This window comes from Marinoscillum luteum, from assembly GCF_044005705.1.
GTDB classification, from domain to species: Bacteria; Bacteroidota; Bacteroidia; order Cytophagales; family Cyclobacteriaceae; genus Marinoscillum; species Marinoscillum luteum.
This window is the reverse complement of sequence record NZ_JBIPKE010000018.1, coordinates 181,733-196,861: the sequence shown is the minus strand read 5'-3', so window position 1 is coordinate 196,861 and position 15,129 is coordinate 181,733. Positions and strand designations below refer to the sequence as shown.

The following is a 15,129-nucleotide window of genomic DNA, read 5'->3' as shown; positions in this document are numbered from 1 at the left end:
TAGATCAGTAGTCATCATTTTGTTCAAGATTCGGATTGGCCCCTAACTCCGCTGATGGGATCGGAAACAAGTCACGGTGTGTCTCAGTGGCTCTGCCTTCCTTTACATTGCCTTTCCATGGCCACAAGTAACTGCCTCCGGTAAATACGCCGAACCGAACCAGATCGGTTCTTCTGTGACCTTCCCAGAACAACTCACGAGCACGCTCATCCAGAATAAAATCGAGGGTCAATTCGGCATCAGTGATGTTGCCTGAGGCATCCCCATAAGCTCTCTCTCTCAGCTCATTCACAAGGCTAAGCGCTTCTGCTCTTGAGCCTCCGGTGCCCCCCCGGAGTACTGCTTCAGCATACATCAGGTTGGCATCCGCCAGTCTGAACATAGGCCAGTCAGTATCTACGTGCACATTGTGGTTGGACTCGGAGAGACTGCCATCCAATTTCCGGTTTCGAAATTTGGTAATGGCATACCCATCTGAAAACACTCCTATGTCGTTGATTTCCAGAGATTGGCCATCAGTCCAAAACAAGGCCCGTGCGTCATTGTCCAGATCAAATTTATTGACCAAGGCTGAGGTAGTTCGGAGTCCCGCCCAGGCATCTCCTGTGCCAAACATCTCCGAAGCTGACATAGTCCCACCTATCTGTGCATGTATGAGATAGACCATTCCCCCAAACGACTGGGTGTTATTGCCATCATAAGTAATTGGGAAAATAAGCTCGGGGCTGGTGTTATTATCCGCCACAAAATTGTGTCTGTAATCATCAGATATCGAATAAGGGCCCCCAAAGACTTTGGTCAGAACGGTTATCGCTTCAGTAAATTTGGGTTCCCCTATATACACTTCGGCATTGAGGTACAGTTTGGCCAGTAGCATCCAGGCCGCTGCCTTATCGGCACGCCCATATTCAAACTTTGGATCTCCCAAATCAGACTCTATGGCGATCAGCTCAGACTCTACATAAGCAAACAAATCTGCTCTGGAAATCTGCTCCGGAAAGAAAGCCCCAGGCAAATCTGCTTCGGTAACAAATGAAGGGTTGCCGAACATATCTATCGCATGACCATATGCCAGTGCCCGTAGAAACCTGGCCTCAGCATGAAATTTGCTAATATCAGGATCGGAATTACCATCAGTAGCCCTGATGAACTCATTGCTCAGCGCCACGGTATACATGATTCTGGAATAAATGGCCCCTATGAATACATCAGTGGGAGACCAGGTCTGAGCATGGAAGTCTTTGATCGTGGCATCATTCCAGGAGATCACGGCCTCTTCGGTGGTTAATTCCTGGCAGTTCCAATACTGACGCAGGTAGTTACCGAATCCCTCGTCAATTCCGGCAATGTCCGGCTGGCCTGCAGGACCCTGCTGACCACTGAGGGCAAACGTTGCATAAAGTTTTGCCAGACCTTTCTTATAGTCAGCAGTGGTCTTGTACACATTGGCAGATGTGATCAGATTGGAATCTATCGGCTCCACTTCCAGATCACCTAAACAGCCCGACATCATGATCGTGAGCAGGGCAAGTATTGATATTTTATGATATGATTTCATCATTTCGTAAATGCTTTAGATTAAAAACTCAGATTTAGACCCAGAAGAAATGTACGTGGGCGCGGATAGATGTTATTGTCTATTCCGCCGCTCACTTCAGGATCCAGACCATCATAGTTGGTAATGATGAATGCGTTTTGTACCGTTAAGCTCACATGCAGCTTAATCGCATCCGTGAAAAGCTTATCCAGGCTGTAGCCAAGGCTTATGTTATCCATTTTGAAAAACGAGGCATTCTCCACAAAGGTGTCTGACCAATACTGCGGATTGGTAAATCCCCGATTCGCCGCAGAGGCAGTGATGTTATTGAAATATCCCCCACCTGAAGTGGTATAAAGCCCGCTCAGCACCCCTCCGGACTGCAGATTGTTATAGACGTAATTATTCAGACTCAATCTGCTGGAGAATGAAAAATCAAATTGCTTGTAAGCCACACGGGAATTGAATCCCATCAGTACCTCAGGAGCCGGGCTGTAATAATGGTATTTGTTGAGCTCATTGCTGGTGACTGCACCTGTTTCCCCTGTTCGGTTCACATAGAGTCCTTCCAACGGCTGTCCATCTGTCCCATATACCTGCTGAAAGACGTAAAAGGAGTTGGCAGGGTAGCCAACGGTGTGGATCTGGATCATATTGCCCACACCCCCACTGATCGCACCTACAGCCACTCCCTGATAATCAGGATCGTCCGTTTTGGTGAGTTTGGTGATCTGGTTGGTATTGTGAGTAAAGTTTACACCTATATTCCATGTAAAATCAGGCTTCAGTACAGGGCGTACATTCAGAGTCACTTCCACTCCTTCGTTTTCCAAATTCCCCACATTGGTAATCAGGAAGTTTGAAAAGTTGCTACCGGCCGCAATGGGAATGTTGTTGATCAGGTCTCTGGTTTCTCTCTTGTAAAGTTCTACCGACCCGTAAACCCGGTCATCAAAGAAGCCATAATCCACGCCCACGTTGTAGGTAGTAGTCTCTTCCCATTTGATGTTGGCATCATAAGGATCCGGCCGGAGCGTATTCACGAAAGTGTCCCCAAACTGATAGGAAGCTCCACCAATACTTTCGCGATAAATAGGAAGTGCCGGATACTGATTGGAAGTAACATCCTGCTGACCGGTAACACCATAGCCCAGGCGCAGTTTCAGATTGGACACTACAGGAACCGCAGACATGAAACCTTCTTCGCTGATTTTCCAGCCAGCTGCCAAGGCAGGAAACAGTCCCCAACGATTTTCTCCTGTGAATCGGGAAGATCCGTCATTTCTCAATGTAGCAGTCAACAGGTATTTGTTTTTGAAAATGTAGTTCAACCGACCAAAAAAGGAGATCAGAAAATTTTCATTGATATATCGTGAATCTTCTACCACCTGGGTTTGATCTCCGTTTCTATTAAACGTGGATCCTTCCCGCTGAAAATGCTGGTATGAATATCCACCAGTCAATTCCAGTTGATGATCCGTAAAGTCCTTTTTATACTTCAGGTAAAAATCCAGGAGTTCAGAAGAATTGGTGGCGTCATAGTCCAACAAGCGGCCATTTTCCCCCGTGTAGTCGCGGTAGGTCCACGTGGAGCCCGGCAGGGCATCATCAATGCCATCTGTATTGGATCTGTCCATCCCGAGGTTCAGGTTGGCACTGAGCCCAGGCAAAAATGGCAGGGCATAGTCAAACTGAATATTCCCGATCAGTCGGTTGACATCTGCGACATTGTTCCGGAGCTTTAAGAGTGCCACAGGGTTACTGCTGAAGGTATTGGCCGGACCATCAGGATCCATAGTGCCATCGGGCAGGTTTTCTGTAGTCCAGGCGAAGTATCCCCCATATTTGGTATTATCCGCATAGACAGACTGAGTCGGGTCAAAATTGACTGCCGCACCCACAGCACCCTGATCTCCAAATCCCGTGTTGGCCAGTGTTTCCTTCACATTCAGGTTTACTTTCAGTTGGTCGTTGAAAAACGAAGGATTCGTATTCACCGAGATAGAGTGGCGTTTCATGTACGTCGTTTTCAGGATACCCTCCTGATCCGTATACCCATAGGATACCCGAAAAGGGATATCCTTGATTGCTCCTGAAGCATTCACATTCACATCCTGAGAGATCGCAGTTTGATAGATTTCTTTCTGCCAATTTGTATTTTCTGTGCCTAATCTATTAAGTGCTGCATCGTTGATCCCGCTGAAGCCTTCCTCATGAAGACCATTCACCAGTGTGCGATACTCATCTCCATCAAGTACATCCACATAGGCGATAGGTGTGCTGACCGAGGTGCGACTGCTCACACTAAACTTCGGTTTTCCGCTCTGGCCCTTTTTGGTTGTGACGATGATCACCCCGTTGGAAGCCCTGGCTCCATAGATGGCTGTAGCAGAAGCATCTTTTAGTACAGTAAAGGACTCAATGTCGCTTGGGTTGATGGTGGAGAGCGGATTTGAAAGTCCGCTAATGGTGGTATTATCCACCGGAAACCCATCGATCACGATCAACGGATCATTGCTGGCACTCAAGGAGGACCCGCCCCTGATCCTGATGGTAGCAGCACTACCCGGTGCTCCGCTGTTGGTAGTCACCTGCACACCTGCGATACGCCCAACAAGCAAATCCTGCGGGGAAGTAAGTACGCCCTTATTGAAGTCTTTGGCCTGCACAGAAGCCACAGCCCCTGTAAGATCAGACTTCTGAACCTGACCGTACCCGATCACCACAATTTCCGAAAGCTCAGTAAGGTCAGTCTCCATATTCACACTAATGTTTGTGCGATTACCTACTGCTACTTCCGGGGTTTGGTACCCCACAAATGAAAAGGTAAGGACGGCACCCTCTGCCACCGTGATTGTATAATAGCCATCAACATCCGTGATCGTTCCATTATTAGTCCCTTTTTCCAGCACTGTCACCCCTGGCAGGCCAAATCCCTCATCGGCATCTTTCACCTGCCCGGAGACTGACTGCTGGGCCCAGAGTGTGGCGCAACTCACCAGTGTAACAATAATTAGAAGTGTATACTTTTTCATAGGCCATCAATTAGGTAAGAATGTTTTCAGTTTTAGATTGATTTCGATTCGATAAATTTAGATGGAGGGCTAGTGACGCAGGAAAAATCATCTTACAAAAACTAGCACTTTCCATACATCCCATTGAATAATCTATAATTAGAGCGATCTGGATAAGTTTCGCCGGTGATACTTTGACAATGTATCACTCGAAAACTGGAAAATTCAATTTTGAAATGGTTTAATCATTTTGTCATCTCCAGACCAACTCGGTGTACTCAATAACATGGGCGTAACGAACTAAAAAAAAGCCAGATGAACAATTCACCTGGCTCTTTGAACACTCCGATTTACGGTGCTTACTCTTTAACAACTCTAATGACCTCAGTGTCTACACCTGTCAGCCGCAGGATATATATTCCCTTGGGCAAGCCATCCATACTGATCTGATCAGTCCTGCTCAAGGTACCTGAAAGTAAAGTGGCGCCACTTAAATTCATAAGACTATACTGCCGATAACTGCTGTTTTTCAAATAGAGAACATCCGCCACCGGATTGGGATATACGCTGAGTTCCTGGTTTTCTGATGGAAGCCCAATGCCAGTCACCACTCTGGCTGATGCCTGGTCACAGCTTCCCCACCCAAATGCAAATGTATTGTTGGTGCCAGTAATGGTATACTGTCGGTCTGTGCCATAAGCCAAAGCGCATTCTGAAGGGACTGTTTCCCTAAAGCTCCATTTATTTCGTTTGAGGAAGTAATAACCCCCGGTGGCACCCTCTTCCATCGTGGTGGTGTAGGAGTAGATGTTGTTTCCCTCATGGGTCATGCTCAGTATCTGCCAACTGGCACCGGTGAAGTCTCCAGTCACATAGGCGCCCTGAGCTCCATTCACTCCCGTCATATCCACTCGAAAAGTAACAGTTCGTTCAGTCATTGGGGTGCAACTCCCCCATGGGAAAGCCAATACATTCTGACCTGCCTGAATGGTATACTCCCGATCAGTCCCCCATTGCAAAGCACACTCAGCAGGTACAGTCTCCCGATCACCCCATGTATTGTTCTTCAAAAAATAATAGGCTCCGATGGTACCCACTGGTATGGAAGTAGAATAGGTATAGATATTTCCTCCTTCATTCACCATCGGGATGATCTGCCAGCTGCCACTGCCTGTAAAGTTCCCAGTCACATAAGCGCCATTGGCGCCTGTTACTCCGGTCATATCTACTGAGAACGTCACATTGTTCACCCCGGCTCCATAACTTTGCTCCAAAAACTGCACCCCTCCATCGGTTATCAACTCATTATTGAAATCAAAGAACGTGGCATTCTCATAGTGTGATCCTGTACCCCACTCTGTATCGCAGCCAGTGGATACCCACGCCGGCTCCCAGTAGATGACTCCTATTCCACCTCTGTTATGCACTTCAGTGGTGATATCCACCAGCCAATTTCTCTGAGCGGCCGGGCTGGGCACTCCATAGCCACTTGGCATCTGACTCAGTATATTGCCAGCAGCATCGTTAGAAGCATCTGTCCAGGGCAGGCCTACTTCTACCAGCATCACATCCTTGTTGTAAGTGGTGCGCAGATACTCTACTATGTCTCCCGTCTGTCCAATATTACCACCATGCCATTCCGGATAAAGCGAGAATCCCATAATGTCAAAATCTGTAACACCATTGGCGACTGCTGACCCAAACCAGCCATCACCGTGCACAGGGTTGGCGATGTGGAGTACCACCTTGGGTTGGATTGTAGAATTATTACCGGCAGCACGCACCCCTGCTATCCCAGCATTGATGATGGCACTTTGCCTGTTCCAATCTATAGGATAGATGTTGGCACCTTCCGGAAACAACATACTCCCATTCGTTTCATTTCCCACCTGCACAAATTCCGGCATGAGACCGAGCTGATCCAGATCACTCAATACCTGAAAAGTATAATCATACATTTTGGTTTCCAGCGCAGAGGTATTGTTGACCAGTGAAGCCCAGGCAGAAGGGATCGCCTGTTTACCCGGATCCACCCAGGTATCGGAATAGTGAAAATCCAGGAGCACGCTCATACCGCTGGACCTGGCTCGGGTGATGGTAGTCACCACGTCGTTATAGCCAGAATATGAGGAAGGAAAAGATGCCCATGCTTCGGGAGTGTGCCATAAGCGAACCCGGACAATATTCGCTCCATGGTCCGCCATGATCTGAAAGGGATCTCCGGCAGTGCCCGCATCATAGTAGATCACCCCACAGTCTTCCATTTGATTGACATACGAAAGATCCACACCTTTGTAAAAGGTCTGAGCATTCACACTCAAATAGATCAGGATTGTTAGTAAAGTTGTAAAACTTGTTTTCATGGTCTTTGGTTGTTTGGTTTATAGTATAGAATTGATGGGAATAAAATTATCCTGATCACCTATCACGTCTGAACAACCATCTTGCAAATACCATTAAATTTCGACCATCATTTTAATGTTTTGTCAAAAACGAAGTGCGATAGACTTGTTTATTAAGAGATTTGGAAAATACGACTAAACTCCGGCACCGGATTATGACTCGAAGTAGACCTCTTCTATATGCCTTTCATATTCTGATAAGTATTGCCCTCCTGGCAATCCTTCCAATAAACGCGCACGGAAAGACCATCTCATTTTTCTCAAACCTTTCCATGCGAGACGGCCTTCCTTCTAACATCATTGCTTCCATCGCACAGGATCAGCACGATTTCATCTGGGTGGCCACCGGATCTGGGTTGGCCAGATATGATGGCTATAAGTTTAGGGTATTCAAAAAAACCGAGCTTAGTAATTCCCTACCCTCAAACGAACTGAGCACTTTGCTGGCAGATGGAGAACATATTTGGGTAGGCACCTGGAGTGGCCTTTGCAAAATCAACATCAAAACCTTTGAGATCACCAGGATCAACCTTGGGGAGCCTGCAGCCATCCGGGCACTCTTCAAGGGTAAAGACAATGCACTTTGGGTAGGCACAGGCAATGGACTTATCCGATATGACCCCACCAGCCAGCAGTACCTGGTCTATAACAACCAACAGAATGGACTAAGTCATAATACCGTCCGTACGATCCACGAGGATCATCACGGGACCCTTTGGGTGGGCACGTATGACCAGCTCAATATCCTCCCAAAAGGTAAGGATCAGTTTATCACTATCCCTCTTCCGCAAAAAAATATACCGGGCATAAAAAACCACCTGATCCTGGACATTCAGGTTCAGAAAGCACATCCGGATTCTCTGCTGTGGGTAGGCACAGAGACCGGTCTTTTTCAGGTGAACATAGCCAGCAGAAAGGCAGAAAGGTACAACGGGCAGGGCCAGTTCAGCAATGATGTCATCAAGTGCATATTTACTGACCAGAATAATCACCTCTGGCTGGGCACTGATTTTGGCCTGAATATTTTCGACCCTGAGTATGAAACGAATACCGTACATTTTCACAATCCCCAGCTTCCGTACTCCATCGCCAACAATGTGATCTGGCAAATATTTGAAGACCGAAGTGGGGTGCTCTGGCTGGTGACCTCCAATGGCCTCAGCCGGATCAACCAGTATGGTAGCTTCTATGAATATCAGGAAATTTCGCACACAGTAGAGGATCAGCTCATCGGCAACCAGGTAAAAACCATTTTGATAGATTCCAAGGGTATCTATTGGCTGGGCACTCAGGATGGCGTCATTCGCATCAATCCGGAAAGCGGCACCAAAAAAGTGTTAGATATCAACTCCAAACACCGGCTCCTGTTGAACAATGTCTTTGCACTTGAGGAAGATTTGTACGGCCATATATGGATAGGCTCTGCCGGGGGCATCAACATCTGGGATGAGGCGAATGAACAAATGCATGCAATCACCGCCAATCAGCACAATGGACTGAGCTCTAACTATATTGGTAAGTTTACCAAAGGTGCCGATGGTGCCTTTTGGGTGAGTGCCTGGGAAGGCGGTCTTTACAAGGTTGATGGAAACCTTCAAACCCTTGAGGAATTACTCTTCAGGCCCATACCTGACCTGGAAGCCGGATCAGCCAAGAATGTATTTGGAAATGGTGCCCTATGGGTGATCGAATACGACGAACTCTTTCGTGCAGATACCGCTTCCCTTACCAAAGAGCACATCAGTACATTTAGTGAAGCCTCCGGAAAACAAACCATCTACAGTGTTTATTTTTCAAAAAAAGGACACCTATGGGCAGGAACACTCAACGGACTGGTGCAATACATACCTGAAGAAAACCGGAGCGTGTTTCATCAGGTAGTGACAGGCAGTGACGAGATCGTTAGCAGCATCATTGAAGACGAAGCAGGTAACATCTGGAGCACCACTAACACCTCACTGCAGAGGCTTTCACCACCCACAGGAGAGATAGAACACTACCCATTGGACAAAGATTTGCCGCTGAAAAGCTTCTACTATGGATGCGCTGCCAGGACCCAAAATGGGGAGATCATATTTGGTGGGGACAATGGTTACATTCGGTTTGCTCCGGGAAAAGCCCATCCCAATCTTTTTGACCCCAAAGTATACATCACCGCCATTGAAATCAACAACCGAAGTGTAGGCATCAATGACCAAATAGACGGGGAAGTGCTGCTACAACGTGATGTGGCGTTTACTCAGGACCTTACCCTGGAATATGAGCAGCGATCGGTCACTTTTGAGTTTTCATCCCTTCACTTCTGGCAGCCGGCGATGAATGTCTTTGCCTATAAGCTGGAAGGGCTTGATGAAGAATGGAACTACGTATCAGGCTTGAAAAACTTTGCCGTGTACTCAAACCTCCCTGCCGGAAAGTACACTTTCAAAGTAAAAGGCTCCAACAACTATGGCGTGGAAAGTACCCACATGGCCAGTTTGGGACTCACCGTAAAGCCTCCACTCCTGCTGAGCACTGGTTTTTTTGTGTTGTATGTCATTCTGGGGAGTTTGGCCATTTTCTATTCGCTGCGGTTCTATTCCAGCAGGGTACATCTGAGAAACGAACTCAGGATCATTCGAATGGAAAAAGAGCACGCGGAGGAAATAGAACAAACTAAAGAGCAGTTTTTTACCAACATCTCTCATGAACTGAGAACACCGATCAGCCTGATTTTGCCACCCATTCATGAAATTCAAAAAAAAGGTCATCTGGATACCCAAAGCACCAAACTCATCGCTCTGGCTGAAAAGAACTCTGTGCGCCTGCTTCGGTTGGTCAATCAAATACTCGATTTCAATAAACTCGAAAATGAAACCCTGCAAATCAAAGTGGCCCCGGTGGATCTGGTCAAGTTTTGCCAGGAGGTGTTCGTGCTCTTCACCGACCAGGCCGAACGACAGCAAATCCACTTTTCTTTCGAAAGCTCACATGACGAGCACCGGGTCTGGGTAGATGCTGAAAAGATTGAGACCGTACTTTTCAACCTCCTCTCCAACGCCTTCAAATTCACCCACGCGGGAGGCTCCATTACGCTCCAGCTGAGGATACTGGAAGACTCACCTCCATTTAAGGAAGGAGCTTTTGAATTCAGAGTGAGTGATACGGGTGTGGGCATTTCAGAAGCCGACAAAACACGAGTATTCGAAAGGTTTTACCAGACCAAGGCAGGGAGAAAAATGGATGCCAGCACGGGCATAGGGCTCACACTGGCCGCAGAGTATGTAGACCTGCACCACGGCACCATCACTGTGGAAAGTACGCTGGGAGTAGGTACTACCTTCACCGTGCAGCTTCCGCTTGGCAAGACACACTTCCCCATAGATTCTGTGCAGGATGAAGAGATCAACCTGAGGGCCACACGCTCACTCTATGCCCACCAGGAAGGGGCCAAGCCATACCATCTGGACCTGGACTCTGACAAGCCCATGGTGCTAATCATTGAGGACAACACGGACATCATTGATTTCATACGCACAAGCCTGGGACACAAATTCAATTTTGTAGTGGCACAGAATGGGGAAGAAGGACTGCAAAAAGCCAACAACTTCATGCCTGAGGTCATTATCTCAGACATCATGATGCCAGTGATGGATGGACTGACCTTATGCGAAAAAGTGAAGGAAAACCCCAAAACGAGCCATATTACCATCATCTTACTCACTGCCAAGAGTATGCCATCTAATCGCCTGGAAGGGATAAAAAAAGGTGCAGATGTGTATCTCACCAAGCCCTTCGAAATAGAACTACTGGAGGCACACGTGAACAACCTCATCCACAGAAAAAAGGAACTCACGAGCTACTTTCGCAATGAGCTGGTAGTCAGTCAGGACACGCCCGAAACCAAAGACAATCAGGACAATAAGTTTTTGAAAAAAGTGATGGACCTCATAGAGGCCAACATCAGTGAGCCTGACTTTGGAGTAGAAAACATCAGCAAGGAAATAGGGATGAGTTCCACACATCTTTATCGGAGACTGAAGGCTCTGACCAATCTCTCTGCTCAGGACATTATCAAAAAATACCGTATCAAAAAAGCCTCTCTGCTCCTGGAAAACAATGAAGGGAACGTCTCTGAAACCATGTACAAAGTGGGATTTTCCAGTGCCTCATACTTCTCCAAGTGCTTCAAAGCGGAGTTTGGCATGACCCCCAAGGAGTTTCAGCGCGAGCGGGCAAGTGCATCAGATAAATCTCTGGATATCTGACCCCAAGAAAGGGCGGGTTAAAAGTCCTATTTGATAAAAAAATCTGAAGCGCCCAAGCACTTCTTTCTAGGGAAGTGCCCGGACTATTAGCTGAAATAACGGTCAATTGACTAGCTCTTCCTCCAGTTTCTCCAAACTTTTACCTCGCGTTTCGGGCATCATAAAATGTGTGTAAAGCAACTGCAAGACCATAAAGCACCCGAAAAATACAAAAGCGACCCAGGGAGCAAATGAATTGATCAGAACTGATCCGAAAAGGGTAATCAAAGCTGCAAAAACCCAATGGGTTCCACTGCCCCAGGCCTGACCATAAGCCCGCACGCGATTGGGGAAAATCTCAGAAATAAATATCCAGATCACAGCACCCTGGCCTATGGCGTGAGACGCAATAAACGTCAGGATAAATACCAGTTTGAAAATGGCACTGGAGTCTGTGTAAAAACCATAAGCCACCATAAACAAGCTAATGATGTAACCTACAGATCCAATGTACATCAGTTGTTTTCTTCCTGCCCGATCAATCAGGGACATCCCCACAAAAGTGAATATCAAATTGATTACCCCAATGGAAATAGAGCTCAGCAATGAATCCGAAGCTCCGAACCCTGCTTTCACCAATATTTCCGGAGCATAGTAGAGGATGAAATTGATCCCCGAAAGCTGATTGAAGAAGGCAATCAGAAAAGCCAAAATCAGCGGGCGTTTATATTTGGCAGAGAAGACCGAAGAGGTATCATGTGCGGTACGCTGATGATCCTCCTCTATGTCCTTCAGCATAGATTGGGCACGCTCCTCTGATCCTGTCAGTCCCTTCAGGATTTCGAACGCTTCGGTGGTATTGTTTTTATACAAAACCAACCATCTAGGACTTCTGGGTACCCCAAACACCATGATGGTATAGAATAGCGCTGGTAGCGCCTCTATCCCCAGCATCCATCGCCAGTCGTTTTCGCCTCCCACTCCCTGAAGCAGGTAATTGGAAATGAAAGCCACCAGAATCCCCAGCACCAAATTGAACTGATAAAGCGCACCAAGCCTGCCCCTGTTGCTCGCCGAAGAGATCTCCGATATATAAGTAGGTGCTGCAATAGAGGAGATTCCCACACCTAATCCTCCAATAAACCTGAACAGTGAAAATGTATACGGATCAGGAGCTAGACCACTCCCCACGGCAGATACAAAATACAACACGCCTATCCATATCAACGTAGAGCGTCTTCCCAGACGATCAGTAGGAAACCCCGCCAGTAACGCCCCGACCACAGTACCCCACAGCGCCATCGACATAATGAAAGTGCCATGAAACCACTCTGAAGTATTCCAAAGTTCTTTGATAGGGAGGTTCGCCCCTGAAATGACCACCGTATCAAATCCAAACAAAAATCCCGACAATGACGCAGCGAGCGCCGCAAATATTAATTTTCCTTTCATGGTTGATAGTTAAAATGATTAACAGTTTTCTTTTCGTAGGCCACAGCCGCGCCTACGACGGGTGCATCTTCGCCAAGGGTGGATAGGTGTATGGGTATATTGACACCAAGAGATGCAAGCCTATCCTTTACACCAGGGAAAAACAAATTCCCCGCTTTCATAATATTACCCCCCAACACAATAGAATCAGCACGCTCCATTTTGACGAAAATGCCTAAAAAATCACCCAGGTTTTGAGCAAACTCCTCAAATACGGTTCTGGAAATGGGATCAGCCTGATAACTAAGTGCCAGATCTTTAGCTCCGCCAATATCCGCTCCACCCAACTCCCTGTACCGGGTTTTGAACCAATGAGTGGATAGATAATCTTCTGCAATCCCATTTTTGAAGGGCAACTGCCACAGCGCTGCATCACAACCTATCCCCCCTTGCAGCCTGGCAGTACCACAGCCGGTGCCAAGTATCACACCGATGGAGCTTTGGCTATCCCGGGCTGCTCCCATAGCCATTTCCCCCTGGAGAAAACAAGCCGCATCATTGGTCATTACAACATTTTCATCCGGTATGTCCAAAGTCTGCGACAGGGCCTCGGGAATGTTTAACCCATACAGATTACCGTATTTATTCAGTCCTTTGATCATACAGACACCTGAGTCGTAATCACAAGGCCCAGGCATGGCCATCCCAATATGCCGCTCCAAATCCGGGTATTGACGATAACACGTCTGAATTACCTTTTGCCAATCTTCCAAAATGTAATCGGCAGGGCGTTGGGAATCCAGGTCCAATCTGCACTGTGAATCCGGAAGGAAAACATGGGCATCCAGGTCCACCAAAGCGGCTGTCACATGTGATCCGCCTACATCCATTCCCATCACTATACGTGACTTCCTTTCTATCATAGTTGATTGATATTTCCGGCCAGTGAAGCACGGATTTTCTGATCTATTAGTTGAGTATGAAAAATGTGCGATCGTGCACTCAGCATTAAAGGGTTTAAAGAGCTGCCAGATCAGCAGAAGTGACCCGACAGCTCAAACCTACCTAACAATCAAACCAACAGTAAGTCTTCTCTACCCTGAGTCACAAGCTTGAGCACCAACTCCCCAAAGAGGGTATTGGCCCAGGCAAACCATGATCGGGTAAATTTCTCTGGGTTGTCCTTATGAAAGGTCTCATGCATAAATCCCGTATCCGCATCGGTATCACGAAGGGTCCTCAGGCACCACCTGATCTCATCATCCTCTGCACTGGTAAGGGCGCGCATGATGATACTCATAGGCCAGATCATATCATAGCCCACATGTGGTCCACCGATCCCCTCAGCGGCAGTTCCTTTAAAGAAATAAGGATTATCCGTGCTCCAGATCAATTTCCTTGTATTCTGATAGATCACATCATCCTTTTCTACCAACCCCAAATACGGCAGTGCCAGCAAACTAGGTACATTGGCATCATCCATAAAAGTGTGATTGCCAAACCCGTCTACTTCAAAAGCATATACTTTCCCATATTTGGGATGATTGACCACCCCATATTCTTTAATGGCTCCTTCCACTTCATCAGCCAAAGCTCTACACTCCTGACCGAAGGATGCAGCCCCCTTGATGTGGTCATTGATCTCGGCGATTTGTCGCAAAGACACCACCGCAAACAAGTTGGAAGGAATGAGAAAGCCATAAGTAGTGGCATCATCTGACGGTCTGAATGACGAATTAATCAATCCAACAGGCTTCAAAGGACGTCCTAAACCTTCATTGGAGAGGGTATCCAACTGCCGTTCGCTTTTACGAAGGAATCTGTACGGCCCGACACCCGCTTTTCGCTGCTGCTCTTTAAATGTCTTCACGATCAGTTTTGCCGCTTGCTGCCAATCCCCATCGAAAGCAGAATCATCACCAGTCACTTTCCAGTAATGATAAGCCAGACGAACGGTGTAGGCCAGCGAGTCAATTTCCCACTTGCGCTCATGAAGACCTGCTTTCATATCCGTATCATCGCTCATCCAGTGCACTTCGTCTTCCGTCGTTTTGTTGAAAGCATTGGCATATGGATCCAGCAACACACACTGTGTCTGGCGATGAATAACACCCCTCAGCAAATTCTGCAGGTGCTTGTCTTTCCTGGCCAGCGAGAGATAGGGCCAAACCTGTGCCGTGGAATCCCGCAACCACATGGCGTGGATATCTCCGGTGATGACAAACGTATCCGGCTTTCCATCTTTCTCGGCATACTCCACTGTGGTATCCAGTGTGTTGGGAAAACAGTTTTCAAACAACCAGGCCAACTTAGGGTCTTTGATCTTCTTTTTGGTCTCCAAAATGGTCCTATCCACCATCTTAGAAGTAAAGTTTCTTTCTGCCAAAGGGGGCCGGTTGGTCGTCCATTCCTTAGCCTGAAACATCCCAAACAAGCTGTTAGGAGGCACCATGGCCAATCCAGACATGGCTATGGTGCCCGTCTTTATAAAATCTCTTCTATTACTCATGTATTTGGAT

Annotated in this window: 7 protein-coding genes; 1 reads left to right on the top strand and 6 read right to left on the bottom strand. The window is 47.2% G+C overall.

Annotated features, from left to right (window positions below; translation table 11 throughout):
- Nucleotides 1-4 precede the first annotated feature (4 nt).
- From ACHKAR_RS14480 to ACHKAR_RS14470, 3 genes are all read right to left on the bottom strand, one after another.
- A complete protein-coding gene (locus ACHKAR_RS14480; protein WP_395418060.1) occupies nucleotides 5-1,561 on the bottom strand; it encodes a RagB/SusD family nutrient uptake outer membrane protein in 1,557 nt (518 codons plus the stop codon).
- Nucleotides 1,562-1,578: 17 nt separating this feature from the next.
- Nucleotides 1,579-4,572, bottom strand: a complete 2,994-nt coding sequence (locus ACHKAR_RS14475) for a SusC/RagA family TonB-linked outer membrane protein (protein WP_395418058.1) — start codon at nucleotides 4,570-4,572, stop codon at nucleotides 1,579-1,581.
- Nucleotides 4,573-4,910: 338 nt separating this feature from the next.
- Entirely contained in the window at nucleotides 4,911-6,914 is a 2,004-nt protein-coding gene (locus ACHKAR_RS14470) for a glycosyl hydrolase 53 family protein (protein ID WP_395418056.1), read from the bottom strand.
- 194 nt (nucleotides 6,915-7,108) lie between these two features.
- On the opposite strand from ACHKAR_RS14470, the gene ACHKAR_RS14465 reads away from it, so the two are divergent.
- Complete coding sequence (locus ACHKAR_RS14465; RefSeq protein WP_395418054.1) at nucleotides 7,109-11,200, top strand: hybrid sensor histidine kinase/response regulator transcription factor; 4,092 nt, start codon at nucleotides 7,109-7,111, stop codon at nucleotides 11,198-11,200.
- Between the two features lie 102 nt (nucleotides 11,201-11,302).
- Here the strand turns inward: ACHKAR_RS14465 and ACHKAR_RS14460 are convergent, their stop codons facing one another.
- The 3 genes from ACHKAR_RS14460 to ACHKAR_RS14450 all read right to left on the bottom strand — a co-directional run bounded on the left by ACHKAR_RS14460 (nucleotide 11,303) and on the right by ACHKAR_RS14450 (nucleotide 15,119).
- The gene (locus ACHKAR_RS14460) at nucleotides 11,303-12,631 is read right to left on the bottom strand and encodes a sugar porter family MFS transporter (protein WP_159582392.1); all 1,329 of its coding nucleotides are present in this window, start codon (nucleotides 12,629-12,631) and stop codon (nucleotides 11,303-11,305) included.
- Entirely contained in the window at nucleotides 12,628-13,533 is a 906-nt protein-coding gene (locus ACHKAR_RS14455) for an ROK family protein (protein WP_395418053.1), read from the bottom strand. The genes ACHKAR_RS14460 and ACHKAR_RS14455 overlap by 4 nt, the downstream gene beginning before the upstream one ends.
- A 149-nt stretch (nucleotides 13,534-13,682) precedes the next feature.
- Nucleotides 13,683-15,119 (bottom strand): glycoside hydrolase family 125 protein, encoded by a 1,437-nt coding sequence (locus ACHKAR_RS14450; RefSeq protein ID WP_449566851.1) that lies wholly within the window; start codon nucleotides 15,117-15,119, stop codon nucleotides 13,683-13,685.
- Between the last annotated feature and the right edge of the window lie 10 nt (nucleotides 15,120-15,129).